The sequence below is a fragment of the Virgibacillus kimchii genome (genome assembly GCF_055379185.1).
Genome location: NZ_AP043951.1, coordinates 1,075,114 through 1,090,743 on the forward strand (window position 1 = coordinate 1,075,114; position 15,630 = coordinate 1,090,743).

The 15,630-nt window shown below is 39.4% G+C and carries 14 protein-coding genes and 1 other annotated feature; all 14 genes read right to left on the minus strand.

Annotated elements, in window-relative coordinates:
• Window positions 1-123 precede the first annotated feature (123 nt).
• Window positions 124-513 (minus strand): cytochrome c550, encoded by a 390-nt coding sequence (gene cccA / locus ACZ42C_RS05470; protein WP_461181421.1) that lies wholly within the window; start codon window positions 511-513, stop codon window positions 124-126.
• 216 nt (window positions 514-729) lie between these two features.
• Window positions 730-1,851 (minus strand): RNA polymerase sigma factor RpoD, encoded by a 1,122-nt coding sequence (gene rpoD, locus ACZ42C_RS05475; protein ID WP_461181420.1) that lies wholly within the window; start codon window positions 1,849-1,851, stop codon window positions 730-732.
• A 29-nt stretch (window positions 1,852-1,880) separates the two neighbouring features.
• Window positions 1,881-3,701: a DNA primase gene (dnaG, locus tag ACZ42C_RS05480; protein WP_461181419.1), complete on the minus strand. Its 1,821-nt coding sequence runs from the start codon at window positions 3,699-3,701 to the stop codon at window positions 1,881-1,883.
• A 586-nt stretch (window positions 3,702-4,287) separates the two neighbouring features.
• A complete protein-coding gene (locus tag ACZ42C_RS05485; protein ID WP_461181418.1) occupies window positions 4,288-5,112 on the minus strand; it encodes a pyruvate, water dikinase regulatory protein in 825 nt (274 codons plus the stop codon).
• A 13-nt stretch (window positions 5,113-5,125) separates the two neighbouring features.
• Window positions 5,126-5,755, minus strand: a complete 630-nt coding sequence (locus tag ACZ42C_RS05490; protein WP_461181417.1) for a helix-turn-helix transcriptional regulator — start codon at window positions 5,753-5,755, stop codon at window positions 5,126-5,128.
• 80 nt (window positions 5,756-5,835) lie between these two features.
• The gene (gene glyS, locus ACZ42C_RS05495) at window positions 5,836-7,908 is read right to left on the minus strand and encodes a glycine--tRNA ligase subunit beta (protein ID WP_461181416.1); all 2,073 of its coding nucleotides are present in this window, start codon (window positions 7,906-7,908) and stop codon (window positions 5,836-5,838) included.
• Window positions 7,901-8,791 (minus strand): glycine--tRNA ligase subunit alpha, encoded by an 891-nt coding sequence (gene glyQ / locus ACZ42C_RS05500; protein WP_461181415.1) that lies wholly within the window; start codon window positions 8,789-8,791, stop codon window positions 7,901-7,903. Before glyQ ends, glyS begins: the two co-directional genes overlap by 8 nt.
• A 253-nt stretch (window positions 8,792-9,044) precedes the next feature.
• Window positions 9,045-9,219, minus strand: a binding site (T-box leader).
• A gap of 62 nt (window positions 9,220-9,281) precedes the next feature.
• A complete protein-coding gene (recO, locus tag ACZ42C_RS05505; RefSeq protein WP_461181414.1) occupies window positions 9,282-10,025 on the minus strand; it encodes a DNA repair protein RecO in 744 nt (247 codons plus the stop codon).
• A 181-nt stretch (window positions 10,026-10,206) separates the two neighbouring features.
• On the minus strand, window positions 10,207-10,362 hold the full coding sequence (locus ACZ42C_RS05510; RefSeq protein WP_461181413.1) for a YqzL family protein: 156 nt from the start codon (window positions 10,360-10,362) through the stop codon (window positions 10,207-10,209).
• A gap of 86 nt (window positions 10,363-10,448) precedes the next feature.
• A complete protein-coding gene (era, locus tag ACZ42C_RS05515; RefSeq protein WP_461181412.1) occupies window positions 10,449-11,351 on the minus strand; it encodes a GTPase Era in 903 nt (300 codons plus the stop codon).
• 302 nt (window positions 11,352-11,653) lie between these two features.
• Window positions 11,654-12,016 (minus strand): diacylglycerol kinase family protein, encoded by a 363-nt coding sequence (locus ACZ42C_RS05520; protein ID WP_461181411.1) that lies wholly within the window; start codon window positions 12,014-12,016, stop codon window positions 11,654-11,656.
• Window positions 12,006-12,470, minus strand: a complete 465-nt coding sequence (ybeY, locus tag ACZ42C_RS05525; RefSeq protein ID WP_461181410.1) for an rRNA maturation RNase YbeY — start codon at window positions 12,468-12,470, stop codon at window positions 12,006-12,008. The genes ACZ42C_RS05520 and ybeY overlap by 11 nt, the downstream gene beginning before the upstream one ends.
• Window positions 12,470-14,608 (minus strand): HD family phosphohydrolase, encoded by a 2,139-nt coding sequence (locus tag ACZ42C_RS05530; RefSeq protein ID WP_461181409.1) that lies wholly within the window; start codon window positions 14,606-14,608, stop codon window positions 12,470-12,472. Before ACZ42C_RS05530 ends, ybeY begins: the two co-directional genes overlap by 1 nt.
• Window positions 14,609-14,668: 60 nt before the next feature.
• Window positions 14,669-15,628 (minus strand): PhoH family protein, encoded by a 960-nt coding sequence (locus ACZ42C_RS05535; RefSeq protein ID WP_461181408.1) that lies wholly within the window; start codon window positions 15,626-15,628, stop codon window positions 14,669-14,671.
• Window positions 15,629-15,630: the final 2 nt, after the last annotated feature.

The following is a 15,630-nucleotide window of genomic DNA, read 5'->3' on the forward strand; positions in this document are numbered from 1 at the left end:
TTCTGTCTATAACTAAGTAAATGGCAAATATACAGGAATATTATTTTCCAATGTAACTTCCACTCTTTTCCGGCACGAAAATAAAAGCTTTCTGTTTATCGCAGAAAGCTTTTATTTTATAGTTTATTGATCTTCTGAAAGCCATGTGGTAATGGCTTCTGCTTCTTCTTCACTTACAAGGCCACCCGGCATACTGCCTTCGCCTTCCATAATAATTTCAAATATTTCTTCTTCACTCATTCGGTTTCCAACTTCAACAAGTTCAGGTCCGGCTCCTCCTGATAAATCAGCACCATGGCAGGATGCACAGCTATTTTGATAAACTTCTTCAGGGTCACCGGCGGTTTCCCCCTCTTGTGTTTCCTCTTCCTGTGCTTCTTCCGTCTGTACATCGTCCCCATCTTCTTCTGCTATATCCTCACGCTGATTTGCTCCTACAAAAGAGATGATAATTACCAGAAGTATGCCGATGCTTGCTATAGTTGCAAATGGTATAACCGGGTTTCTTCTCATGACTTTTCCTCCTTATGTAATCCCCTTATTCTAAGATAGATAAAAGACTATATATATTTTACTTGAAAATGTGGATAGTTTAAAGTATTTATAAGTGAATACTTTTTTACATTGCTGTAAAATGATCATCTCTGTAAAAATAAATGAGGTATCAACGATTGCAGCATTATGTATATGACAGCCATAGTCACCTAATTGTGACCAATGACCATCATATTAATCCAAAAAATCTTTTAACCGTTTGCTTCTGCTAGGGTGTCTAAGTTTACGGAGAGCCTTCGCTTCAATCTGTCGAATTCTCTCACGGGTTACTCCAAATACTTTGCCGACCTCTTCCAATGTTCTGGTACGGCCATCATCCAGTCCAAAACGAAGTCGTAATACATTTTCCTCTCTGTCAGTCAGCGTGTCCAATACATCTTCCAGCTGTTCTTTTAATAATTCATATGATGCATGATCGGAAGGTGAAACAGCTTCCTGGTCTTCAATAAAGTCACCTAAATGAGAATCATCTTCTTCGCCGATTGGTGTTTCCAGGGAAACAGGCTCCTGAGCAATTTTTAAAATGTCCCGTACTTTATCCGGGGATAGTTCCATTTCCTCGCCGATTTCCTCCGGGGTAGGTTCTCTGCCGAAATCCTGCAACAGTTGGCGCTGGACACGGATAAGCTTGTTTATCGTTTCCACCATATGGACAGGGATACGAATAGTTCTTGCCTGATCCGCAATCGCCCTTGTTATCGCCTGGCGGATCCACCATGTCGCATAGGTACTGAATTTAAAACCTTTTCGATAATCAAACTTTTCCACTGCTTTAATTAATCCCATATTTCCTTCCTGAATAAGATCAAGAAATAGCATTCCGCGTCCTACATACCTTTTTGCAATACTGACTACGAGCCGAAGATTTGCTTCAGCCAGCCTGCGTTTTGCCTCTTCATCTCCATTTTCAATTTTAGTGGCCAGATCGATCTCCTCTGCAGCTGAGAGTAAATCAACACGTCCGATTTCTTTCAGATACATACGAACAGGATCATTGATTTTTATTCCCAGCGGGACACTCAAATCATTTAAGTTAAATTCTTCTTCTTTGGCAATCTGCTGCATGCTTGGATCGTCTTCAGATTCACCTATTACTTCAACACCTTGTTCTCCCAGGTACTCATAAAATTCATCCATTTGATCGGATTCAATCACAAAACTGGACAGCCGGTCCGCTATCTCTTCATATGCCAGAACACCACGTTTTTTTCCTATTTCAAGCAATTGATCTTTTGCCTGATCCAGTGATTGCTCCGGCTCATTTTCCTTTGTTTGTGAAGGTTTATTTTCTGCCATGAGTCCCCCTCCTTCCAGACTGCTTTACATCAAAAAGTATTTTTTAATTCCTTTTCCATTTCCATAATTTGCACAGCTATTTCCGCCGCTTTCAACGGATCATTCCGTTTTTCGGCCATCTGCTGTTGTTCCTTCAGTGATTGAATACTTGGCTTTTCACTATTTTCAGTGCGTATGATCCTTATATAATCATTGATCTCCCTGTCACTGATTTCTTTCCCTTCCATATTCATGGCTATTTCTATGACAAGCTGTTTAACACTTTCATTGCTTAAATGATCTATAAACAGGCTGACATCAGCCGGATTGCCTTCTTCATAAAAAGCATATAAATGGGTTGCTATTATTTTATGTTCATCAATCGTGAAATTTGCACCAATTTCCTCGCGTGTTTTTTCCGCAATCATTGCATCCTGCAACATATATTGCAGCAGTTTTCTTTCTGCATTATGAAATGCCGGGAGCAACCTTTTATTATTGTAGTAATTCAATGCCTTTTTGCTGTATTCTTTTTCGTTACGAATTTCGTTTTGAAATCCCGGTTTATTGCGATAGAGCTGCAGTTCTTCCTTTAATGTTTCCATGGATATATCATATTCATTGCTGAGTTCTTTTAAATAATATTCCCTTTCAACAGAGCTTTTGATTGCAGCCAGCTGCTGGAGCACTTTTTCTATATAGTTGATGCGATCGGATTCCAGGCTTAAATTGTAATCCTTTTTCATATAACGCATATAAAAAGCCATAAAAGTATCACTGGCTTTTATTACTTTTTTTTCAAAGACATCCTTGCCATGGGTCTTAATAAAGTCATCAGGGTCCATCCCATCCTGAAGTTGGGCTATCCTCACATCACAGCCGGCCTGTCTTAATGAAACAGCAGCCTTGTAAGCAGCTTCCATTCCTGCTTCATCCCCATCATAGCAAAGAATAACTGTATCCACGTACCGATTTAACAGTTTTGCCTGGGTGTTTGTAAGCGAAGTTCCCAAGGTGGCAATTACATTTTTTATTCCCGCCTGATACGCCGTAATAACATCCAAGTAACCTTCGAATAAAATAGCCTGGCTCTCTTTTCGTATATATCTTTTTGCTAGGTCAAAGTTGTAGAACAGCTTACCCTTTTGGAACAGTTCACTTTCAGGACTGTTTAAATATTTTGGTTCCTGCTCTCCAAGAGATCGTCCGCCAAATGCCACTGTTTTTCCCAGATGATTTCTAATAGGAAAAATCACACGTCCACCAAAGCGGTCCATGGTTGACCCGTCGTCAAGCATACTTACCAGGCCATTTTTCACAAGCATCTGCTGATGAAAACCTTTCTTTCCCAGAAACTCAGCTGTAAAACCTTTTATATTAGGAGCAAACCCCAGTTGAAATACATCGATGGCTTCATCGGTAATTCCTCTATCAGTAAAATAACGGTATCCTTCTTTGCCATCTTTTGTATAACGGATTAAGTGATGGTACAATTTTGTCAGCCAATCATAAGCTTCCAGGGTTTGCTGATTTTCATCCGAAAGTTTGGAAGTTTCTTGTTTCCCTGATGGTTCAGGAAGGGTTTTACCAGCTCTGTCTGCAAGATGTTTTATAGCTTCATAAAACGAATAGCTTTCCATTTCCATGAGAAAGGTAACGGCATTCCCCCCTTTTCCGCAACCGAAACAATGGAAAATTTGTTTCTCCTGTGTAACCGAAAAGGATGGCGTTTTTTCTCCATGAAAAGGGCATAATCCAAAGAAATTCTTTCCCTGCTTTTTTAATTGGATGTATTCTCCAATCACATCCACAATATCATTGGATGATCGGATTTCTTCAATTACATCCTCGGGAATTGTGTGTTTGGCCATTTTAAAATCACCATACTATATATATATTCAAGTTTTATGAAAAAAATCCTTTATAATTCGACATTTTTTTCTGTTCGGGCGAAAAAAATACCTTCTTACAGCCTTCATCCAACAAGGGATGCTTTTATTTATGCCAGAAGGGTTTAAAATTAATCGTAGTAACATTCGCTTTGCAGCGTTTAAACGCTATAAACCGCTATTGTTACTATGTTACCTTGGGAGTTAAAGGATAAACCCCCTTTTCAACTTCTACTTTCGGCCAATACCGAACTGTATTTTAAAGGATCAATACTCAAGCTTACCACTGCATACGAATTAATATCACTTCACTTCATGTACTTAATTCTACATCACCCTTTTATAATCCTTCATGTTTATGAATGTTTTATTTTTCAGAATATGTTCCAGGGTAGATATAGAACGATTGTTTCTAATTACTAATCTTTACACAAAAATCAATTATAATACATAATGCTTAAAAATGCTATTAAAAAGTTTGAGTCCGGCAATGGATTAAGCCATAAAGCAAAAAGACTAACCCTGTACAGGGTAGTCTCTTACACAGTATGTTCATAAAGCTTCAAGATCATTCACCGTATGTTTTGTCACGGATAACCTGCAAAATATTATTTGCTGTTTCTTCAACAGCCTTATTCGAGACATCAATTACTTTGCAGCCAATCCTTTCCACGGTTTTATCAAAGTAGGAGAGTTCAGTATGAATCCTCTCCATGTTGGCGTAGGTTGCCTGATCCCCCAAACCCAATGCTTTCAGTCGTTCCCTTCTGATTTCATACAGTTTTTCCGGACTGATGCGAAGGCCGACACATTTTGCCGGGTCCACTTCCAATAACTCCTCCGGCGGATCTACCTCCGGCACAATAGGTACATTGGCTACTTTTAATCTTTTGTGTGCCAAAAATTGGGATAATGGTGTTTTTGAAGTCCGTGAAACGCCTATAAGTATAATATCTGCTCTTGCAATGCCCCTTGTGTCCCGCCCATCATCGTATTTAACCGCAAACTCAATGGCTTCAATCCGCTTGAAATAATCTTCATCCAGTTTATGTACAAGACCGGCTTCAAGCTTAGGCTGAATCTTAAACACTTTTTCCATTGCTGAAAGTGTCGGCCCCATAATATCAATCGCTTCTATATTCCATTTGTCAGCCTGCGTATTCACATAATTTCTCAGCTCGGGATCAACGAGTGTAAATCCGATTAATCCCTCTTTTTCTTTTGCCAGTTGGATTGCTTCATCAACGGTTTCTTTATCTTCCACATATGGGACACGCTGAATTTGATAATCGCCGCTGTTAAATTGGCTCAACCCCGCTTTAATTACAAGTTCAGCCGTTTCCCCAACAGAGTCTGACAATATATACACGTTTGGTAATTTGCCCACAAGCATACACCTCTTTTACTTATAAATGTTCATCTGAAATCAGCTCGACAAAGGCCTTTGTAATAGTTGTTTTTGTAACTCTTCCTATCACTTCCAGTCCGTGATCGGTATCTTTTACAACCGGTACTCCGTCAATCTGCTTTTGCATAAGCTGTTTTGCTACTTCCAACAATAAATCATCTTTCCTGCATACGGTTATATTTGGCATTCTTGTCATAATAATATGAACGGGAACAGCATTCAAGTCCTGCTGGCCAATACTAGCCCGGAGTAAATCCTTTCGGGAGAGGACACCGGTTAAAGCTGCATTGTCATCAACAACAAAAAGTGTTCCTACATCTTCTAAAAACATGGTGGAGATAGCATCATAAACTGATACATTTTCCTTCACCACAATAGGTACATGCTGATATTCATGAACTTTGAACTTCTTCATTTGTTCGGTTAGTAGTTCTGTACCGGTTTTTCCGGTATAAAAATATCCAACGCGAGGCCTTGCCTCCAAAAATCCGGCCATCGTTAAAATGGCTAAGTCCGGCCTTAGTGTAGCTCTCGTCAGACTAAGACGATCTGCTATCTTCTCACCCGTAATTGGTCCATTTTCTTTTACTATTTCTATAATCAATTCCTGTCTGTTAGTTAGTTCCATTTTTTCACCACCAATTGTGACATACTACTTATTAATATTATATCCTAAATTAAAGAAAAAGGAAATTACGGGTGACATGTTTAGAAGGTTTGCTTCCATTCAATTTGTGACAGATCGGCGTAGTTTTTGATTAGAACAGCGATGTTGTTCATCATAGCCAATCTATTGTTTTTCAATTCTTCTTCATCTGCCATCACCATATTATGTTCAAAGAAGTCATGTATTTCCTCTGTAAGTTCCCCAATTACAGCAAGTGTCTTACGTGCGTCCAATTTATTATTCAGTTCCATAAACTGATCCCTCGAACTCAGAAACTTTTCATATAATACTTTTTCGGAATCCGTTTTTAATAAAGCTGTATTAACCTCCGTAAGATCCGTTTTGTTCGCTATATTCAATACACGGACAAGAGCTTCGTGTACCGGTTTGAATATTGCCTCATGACGTTTTTCGGACAGGACATTTGCTTTCTCGGCAGTATAATGAATAACACCTACACCCTGATGAAGTACAGCCTGAATCACATCCTGCTCCAAGTCGTTGTCTTTCAAAATCACCTGAGTACGATAATTAAAGAAGGAACGGACATCCTCTTTCCACGTTGCTGACTGTGCTTGTTTTTCAAATAGTTTTTCAGCAACGACCAATATATGTTCGAGTGAAATATTCCATTCATTCTCATTTAATATTTTTAAAATACCGGCAGCCTGGCGCCTTAATGCATAAGGATCCTGTGATCCGGTCGGCTTCAGACCAACCGATATACAGCCTACGACGGTATCCAGTTTATCAGCAATACTGACAAGGGAACCTTCCATGGTTTGCGGCAGCTTTGCATTTGCGTGGACTGGCATGTAATGCTCACCCACCGCTTTTGCCGTCTGTTCGCTTTCACCAAAAGTCAGCGCGTATTTTTCTCCTATTATTCCTTGGAGTTCGGTAAATTCATTGACCATATTCGTCATCAAGTCAAATTTGCAGATTTCTGCAGCACGGATTGCTGAGCGGGAAGTAGATGAATCCAGCTGAAGCAATTTCGTCAATTCTTCTGTTATATGCACTACTCTTTGTACTTTATCATGGTAGGTCCCCAGTTTTTCCTGGAATACAACACGCTCTAATTTCGCTAAATAATAATCAAGCGAGTTCCTTTTGTCATCTTCATAGAAAAACTTGGCATCCTGCAATCTGGCACGAAGTACCTTTTCATTACCTTTCACCACTGTCTCAAGCTCATGATCATCTCCGTTTCGAACGCCAACGAATCGAGGAAGCAAATCCCCTGATGTTGATTTTACAGGAAAATAACGCTGATGTTCCTTCATTGAAGTAATTAACACTTCTGGTGGCAATGTCAAAAATGATTCATCATATTTGCCGGTAAAGACGGTAGGATATTCAACCAGATTTCTTACTTCAACCAATAAGCTTTCCTCGATTGGAACCTGAATATTATCTTTAGCTTCCAATTCTTTTATTTCTTTTACAATCCGCTGCTCCCGTTTTTTTGCATTTCCAATAACATAGTTGTCCAATAAAGCTGCTTCATATTCTTCTGGATTTGTTAAGGTGATTTTATCTCCTAAAAATCGGTGTCCGTAGGTAATGTTTCCTGAACGAACTCCGGCAATTTCAAAAGGGATAATCTTTTCCCCGTGTAAAGCAGCAATCCATCGGATCGGACGGGCATATCGTACGGATTCAGCACCCCAACGCATGTTTTTGCCGAATGTAAGGGAGAGTATGATATGTTTGAATTCGGGCAAAATAGTCGCTGTTTGTTCACCTTCAACATATTTTTTTACAAAAATATACGGTGTTCCTTTTACTTCTTTTATATAAATATCTTCAACTGTTTTTCCTTGTCCCCGGGTAAAGCCTTCTGCTGCTCTGGACCAATTGCCTTCAGCATTTTTTGCTATTTTTTCCGCAGGACCTTTAACTTCTTCTTCCAGAGAGGTCTGCTGATCACTCAGTCCGGTAATAATTACGCTCAGTCTTCTCGGGGTGGAAAAGGAATCAATCGATTCATACTTAATTCTTAATTCATCCAGCCAGTCTGCAGTTTTTTCCCGCAGTTCTTTCTCAGCCTGGTCGATAAATCTTGCAGGCAATTCTTCTAGTCCGATTTCAAATAAAACATCCTTAGCCACTAACATTCCCCTCCTCTTGCTTTAACATCGGAAATCCAAGCCTTTCCCTTTCTGTTACATATGCTTTGGCTATCTCTCTGGCAAGTGTTCTGACTCTTTTAATGTAACCAGTTCTTTCCGTCACGGAAATAACTCCTTTGGCATCAAGCAAATTAAAAACATGGGAACATTTCAGTACGTAATCATAGGAAGGGAACACAAGCCCCTTCTCCATCGTAGCTTTTGCTTCCTTTTCATAAGTGGAAAACAGGTTAAACAGCATATCAGTATTGGAAGTCTCAAAAGTATATTTGGAGTGTTCATATTCAGGCTGGTAAAATATATCGCCAACTGTTACACCATCGGTCCATTCCAAATCAAAAACATTTTCTTTGTCCTGAATATAGGAAGCAAGCCGTTCAATTCCATATGTCAATTCGACGGAAACAGGGTCGGCCTCCAGTCCCCCGATTTGTTGAAAGTAAGTAAATTGTGTAATTTCCATGCCGTCAAGCCATACTTCCCAACCCAAACCGGAAGCCCCCAATGTGGGGTTTTCCCAATTATCCTCCACAAAGCGAATATCGTGTTTTTTCGGATCAATCCCCAGCTGTATGAGGGAATTCAAATATAATTCCTGGATATTATCCGGGGATGGTTTCATAATAACCTGAAATTGATGGTGCTGATATAAACGGTTCGGGTTATCTCCGTACCTTCCATCGGCAGGTCTTCTTGATGGTTCCACATACGCCACATTCCAAGGTTCGGGTCCAAGGCTCCGCAGCAATGTCATCGGTGACATGGTGCCCGCTCCTTTTTCCACATCATAAGCCTGCATGATAATACAATTTTTTTCAGACCAATATTTCTGCAGGTTTAAGATCATTTCCTGTATATTCATCATCAAATCTCCCTTCAACTGCTAAATTTTTTCCTGCTAAGCTCTTTTTACAAAAACTGCGATGTAACTACTCGTTATTTACTAAGTCTCAGCAACACCTACCGTCTGTAATCACTTCGGGCGGACAGGTAGTGTATTTCCGGAGCGATAATCGATGCCCGAACAACATTTAAAGTTACGTCACATTTTCCTTCATCTCCGCTTTAAAAATAGCATCCAAACTCAAAAATCCCGTCCCTATGCCTTAACAAGACATAGGGACGGGATATCGACCCGCGGTTCCACCCTAATTGCTTCATTTCCAAGAAGCCACTTTATCACAAGTGCTCCGGAGCGCCTTTCCTTTTTGCTTTATTGTTCAGCTTTCACTGTCCTGAACTCGCTTTATACAGGGAACAAAAAGTACTCTTCTCCATCAGTGCCTATTCATTATATTATTCATATGTAGAATGGTACGACAATGAAAGACGATCTGTCAATCAAAACCTATTTATTTTAATAAATGAAGCTGGTTAATTACCTTTCGGGATTTAAGAAAGTAGCCACCGTATTGTTCATAATGAGCATCGATAATTTTTCGAAGCAGGTTGACATTCTCCTGTTTTACTGAGATGGTCCCTACTCGCTTTAATTCCACTTTACTAAATGTATACAATAATTTTGCAACAGCGGGGGATATTGAAAACGCATTTGGATCTAAACCCTCACACCCATTGCACAGTAATCCTGCTTCCCGCACGGAAAAAGAAGTAAGCCCTTTTATTCCGCCGCAATTAATGCAACTGTCAACGGTTGGTGCAAAGCCGCCTCTTTTAAATATTTTTAATTCATACATCATGATCGGAACAGCAGTATCTTCATTTGTTTCTATCCATCTCATCGTATCCAGAAGTTCTTCATACAGAAAACCGTCCGGACTTTGTGAATCAGTCAGTTTATCTGTTAATTCAACGATATACGCAGTAAATGCCGTCTTGACAATATCTTCACGCACCGCCCGAAAGGAATTGACCACTTCCCCTTGTTGAATGGTACTTAAACCGCTGTTCACATACATGTAAAATTGGCCCACGATGAATGGCTGTGTGACTGCTGCCATTCTGCTTTTAGGCTTTTTGGCTCCCCTTGCCAAGGCGGAGATTTTACCAAGTTTTTTGCTGAAAACTGTTACTATTTTATGTGATTCACCGTAATCATTGGATTTTATAATAACCCCTTCAATTTTTTCCAGCACTCAGCTTCCCCTTTCCATTTCCTCAGCAGAAAAGAAAGCATAAATCCTTCTTTCCTGCATATGTTTAACTAAAGCTTTCCCCATAGCAGCCTGTGAAAAGGCCACTTTTTCAATTGTATTGTCTATTATATCAAATCAGATTGACAAAGGAGCCGATTTTATATAAAGCTGACCAAGTACGTTATATTTTGCTGTCCACAGAATGGACCTCTTTATTTTCGGTTTCGGTTACCGCTTCTCTCCATGATGAATCGGATTCATTTTCAATTTGTTTCATGAGTAAATAAGTTTCAATGTTTCCCGTCTGACTAAATACTTTCCAGGTAAGATCAATCACAAGAAACCACACCTTTCTTCTTTAAAGTGTTTCCTTCTTATCGTTTCCCTCCGCGAAAAGTCCATGTGTATTAAAATTTTCCATGTTTAATATTCATCATCCCGAAAACCGTATTCCTGCAGCTGCTGCTGCCTGTTTCGCCAATCTTTCTTTACCTTCACCCACAGTTCCAGAAATACTTTTGTGCCTAATAGGTTTTCTATATCCTGACGGGCTTTTTTTCCTATACTTTTCAGCATGCTGCCTTGCTTTCCAATCAGGATGCCTTTTTGTGTCTTTCTTTCCGTAATAATCGTTGCTTGAATGAACAGGGTATCCGAATCCCTTTGTTCAATATGCTCGATGACAACCGCAATGGAATGGGGAATCTCTTCACGTGTTAACTCCAATACTTTTTCCCTTATCAGTTCTCCCATTAAAAATCTTTCCGGGTGATCCGTTACCTGGTCACTAGGGTAATATTGTGGACCTTCCGGGAAGTTCCTTTTTAAAATTTCCAGCAACCTGTTTATATTGTTGCCTTGCAATGCCGAGATTGGAATAATTTCCTGAAAATCATATTTGTCTTTATATTGATCGATTAATGGAAATAAATCATCCGGGTGAACCAAGTCAATTTTATTAATAAGCAGGTAAACCGGGCTGTTTACCTTTTGCAGTCTGTCCAATATATATTGGTCCCCCTTTCCATAGCCTTCCTCTGCGTTAATCATAAAAAGGATGGCATCAACCTCATTCAACGTATTCTCTGCCAAATTTACCATAAAGTCTCCAAGCTTATGTTTTGGCTTGTGAATACCGGGTGTGTCGATAAAAACCATTTGGTTATCTTCTTCTGTTAATACCCCTTGAATTTTATGCCGTGTTGTTTGCGGCTTATCGCTCATAATAGCGATTTTTTGCCCGATGACTTTATTCATGAAAGTTGATTTTCCTACGTTTGGTCTTCCGATAATCGCAATAAATCCTGATTTAAATGTTGTGTGCATACTATTTCCTCCAAGACAGCCTTTCAAAGTTTATTACTTTTCTATACCCATTTTCCGATGGAAATATGAATTCTTCTGTTCACTAAAACAAGTTCACAAAAAACAAGCGGCTTTTCGATCAGCCTCGTTTTCTCATCATAATCATACTATAATTACAGAGCACTTTCATGTATTCGACAAAACAAGAAAAAACTTTCTCTTATTCGCCCCGAGAAAATTAAAGCAATATAAAAAAGCCTTCACGCTGATCGCAAGGCTTTTTGGTGGGACGAGCATTCACGCGCAGTCCCAGGGCTTTTTGGTTAAAATAATATATAGAGCTTGGGTACAAAAATAATCATACCGATTAGAACAGCAGTGATTGCCGTTACCAAAACAGCTCCTGCAGCATAATCTTTGATCAATTTTGCCGTAGGGTGAATATCAGGCTTTATATAATCAATTACTTTTTCAATTACGGTGTTTATTAGTTCCGTCACTAAAACAAACCCGATGGCGAAAATAATTATGGCCCATTCCAGTCGTGTTAATTGAAAAAGAAAACCAAATATAATAATAATAACGGCGAATACCAGGTGGATTTGAAAGTTCCTCTCCAGTTTCGTAACCTGCTTCAAACCATTCCATGCAAAAGAAAAACCGATGGATCTTTTTTTATCTTTCAATGCCGAACCCGCCTAAGATCTCTTCCTGCCGTTTAAACATAATTTCTTCATCTTTTTTATTAATATGGTCATATCCCAATAAATGCAAAAAGCCGTGAACAGCCAAAAAGCAAAGTTCTCTCTCCAGCGAATGATTGTACTCTGATGCCTGTTCTACCGCTTTATCAACAGAAATGACAATATCACCAAGCGTTAATGGAATCTCTTCCCCGACGATTTCCAATTCACCTTCCACCATTTCCTGCATGGCAAATGAAATTACATCTGTTGGTTCATCTTTCTGCCGGTAATTGCGATTTAATTCCTTTATCTCATTATTATCCACAAAATTTATGGAGATTTCGGCTTCGCTTGAAATACCCTCCTGCTTTGCGGTAAAAATAATTAGCTGCTGCAATAAATCGATATAATCGCTTTGCACAGATCTTGTCTGATCAAGAAAGTCAATATGCATTATTTTGCCTCCTTCATGGGATATTGAATACGCGAATGGAATATTCCCTTCAACGCATCACAAACCGTTCGATGAACCACATCCAACTCCTGCAATGTTAAAGGAGTGTCATTTAACTGTCCGTCTGTCATACGGTCATTCACAATGGAAGAAACAATCTCCTCTATTTTTTGCTCTGTCGGCTCTTTTAAGGAGCGAACAGCTGCTTCCACAGAATCACAGATGCAGACGATTGCCGCCTCTTTTGTTTGTGGTTTGGGTCCGGGGTAGCGGTAGTTTTCTTCTTTGACGTGTTTATTTGTTTCCTTCTCTTTATAATAAAAATATTTCAGAAGTGTAGTGCCATGATGTTGTTTAGCAATATCAATTATCTCCTTGGGCAGGCGGTGTTCTCTCAGCATCTCCGCTCCTTCATATGGATGGCTGATGATAATTTCCGCACTCTGCTTCGGTGTAATTACATCATGCGGATTATTAATGGACAATTGGTTCTCTATAAAATAATGCGGTCGAACGGTCTTCCCAATATCATGATAATATGCCCCCACTCTTGCCAGCAAACCATTTGCACCAATGGCTTCACATGCAGTTTCACTCAAATTTGCCACCATAACGGAGTGATGATATGTACCCGGCGCTTCTGTCAACAACTTTTTTAATAAAGGCTGATTCGGACTGGAGAGCTGGAGTAATTTAATATCGGATAAAATTCCAAGACCTGTTTCAAAAAACGGAAGCAGTCCTATCATTAGTACTGCTGAAAGAAAGGCCGAAACCAAGCCGAAAGATGATTGAATTAAAATATCAAAGGTGGAATATTTCTCAATAGAGAGAAATAAAAATAATAGTACAGTCAATACATTAATGATCGTCATGCCGATACCAGACCTCAAGATGGACAAGCGGTCTTTAACATTCATTAAAAAGATAATGCCTCCCAGTTGAGCAAGGAGAAAGAAGATTCCTGCTTCAATATTTAATGAACCGGGAATTTGGCCATTAAAAATTATGCTTCCCAAAATCGCATAAAGCACGCTAAATACAATGGCTGCCCTTTCATGAATCAATTGTTTAATTAATAAAACTCCGGTCGCAACAGGAACAGCAAAGAACAGATTATTACCTTCAGTTGTATATAAACTTACAATTTTCATGAATGAAGCAACCATAATACTTATAATAAGTACAGCGATAATTTTTCGCCGATCAAGTTTTTTCTTCCTGGCCAGCCAGAACAATTCATGGGCAGCAATAAAGGAAATAATGATAAGCAATATAGCAAGACCGATAAGTGGATATAGGTTCCGGTCATTATCCAATGCTCCTACCATAGTCAGTTCCTCATAAATTTCATTTGTAATCGTTTGACCTTCTCTTACTATTACTTCTCCGGCCCTGATAACAACAGGATCAACTCCGGAAGCAGCATCCCTTCTTGCTTCCATCGTTTTTTCCATATCAAAAAAAGAGTTTTCAACTACGGCAAAATCAGTTAGCCTATTCAATTCATTTTTTATTTCCGGAGACAGTTCAGAATAACTAATACTTTGCTTCATCGTGGACTTGGCACTCTGAATATTTTCTGTTCGTACCCCGTCCTGCATCGTTTCTTCCAGGACGTTTACAAAGAGGTTCAGGGCATCTTCCCTTTCTCTTTCTGAAGTTTCAACCAGATTGATAAACACACTGTCATTGACGGATTCTGTAATTTCCGCTGAGAGGATTTCTTTCAGCTGTTGTACTTTTTCCCTGTTGGAAACCGGAACCGGCAACTGTTCATCACCGTCTTCCTCCGGCCTCAAACTTTCATTATCAAGCTTGGAGATTGCTTCAAAAATCTCCATTACATATTCCATTCGTTCTTCCGTGACTTCCTCCGATATATTATACCTGTCTTCCACAGCCTGTACTGTTTCCCGGATTTGCCTCTGTGTAGCCTGCTCATTTTCTATTGTAATTGGAGAACGGATGGTGTCTCTGGCATTGGTAAACCTCTCAATATCATATGTCTCCATGGACACGTTCGATATCGTTATAAAAAAGAAAAAAACCGCTAAGAAGAATATGCCAAATAAGATTAATATCTTATTATTAAAATGGGTAAAAAATGATTTTCCTTTTCTTACTATATTCTTCATTTCATTCACCCCGGTAAATAGAGAAATAAGACCCATTCCTCAGGGTCTTACTGCCGTTATCTAATTATTTATTTCATATGCTTCAATAATCCGCTGTACTAATGGGTGTCTTACCACGTCTGTTGCATCAAGGTGTACAAATGAAATCCCTTTTACATTACTCAAAAGCCGATCGGCAATTTGCAGGCCTGATTTAACACCCTTGGGGAGGTCGATTTGAGTAATATCTCCGGTTACGACCATTTTTGAACCAAATCCCAGACGGGTCAGAAACATCTTCATTTGTTCAGGTGTCGTATTTTGTGCTTCATCCAGAATTACAAATGCATCATCAAGGGTTCTTCCGCGCATATATGCAAGCGGGGCGATTTCTATCGTTTCTCTTTCAATAAGCCTTAATGTATGTTCAGCACCAAGTACATCATGCAGGGCATCATATAAGGGACGTAAATATGGATCTACCTTTTCTTTTAAATCCCCTGGTAAAAAACCGAGGCTTTCCCCTGCTTCCACTGCAGGCCTTGTAAGTATAATTCTTTTGACCATGCCGTTCTTCAGGGCATGAACCGCCATGACCACTGCCAAGTATGTTTTCCCGGTACCTGCAGGCCCAATACCGAATACAAGGTCATTTGCCCTGATGGATGCAATATATCTTTTTTGCCCTAGTGTTTTAACCCGGATTGATTTACCATGTACATTTTTCGTTATTTCATCCTCAAAAAGAGTTTCAAATTGGCTTAATTTCCCTTTTTTAGCAAGGTCAACAGCATATACGACGTCCCTTTCAGAAATTGTCAGTCCTTTTCTGATTACCGTTAATAAAGCCGGCAATATTTCTTCAAGCAATACAATACTTTCTTTTTTCCCGGAAACACTGATTTGTTCTCCGCGGGTTACAATAGACACATTCAATAATTCCTCAAGTTGTAAAAGAAATTTGTCGTTAATGCCAAATAAAGCCATTGCTTCATTTGGATCCGTCAATTGTAGATCGATTTCCGTGAGGTTCTCTGACATAC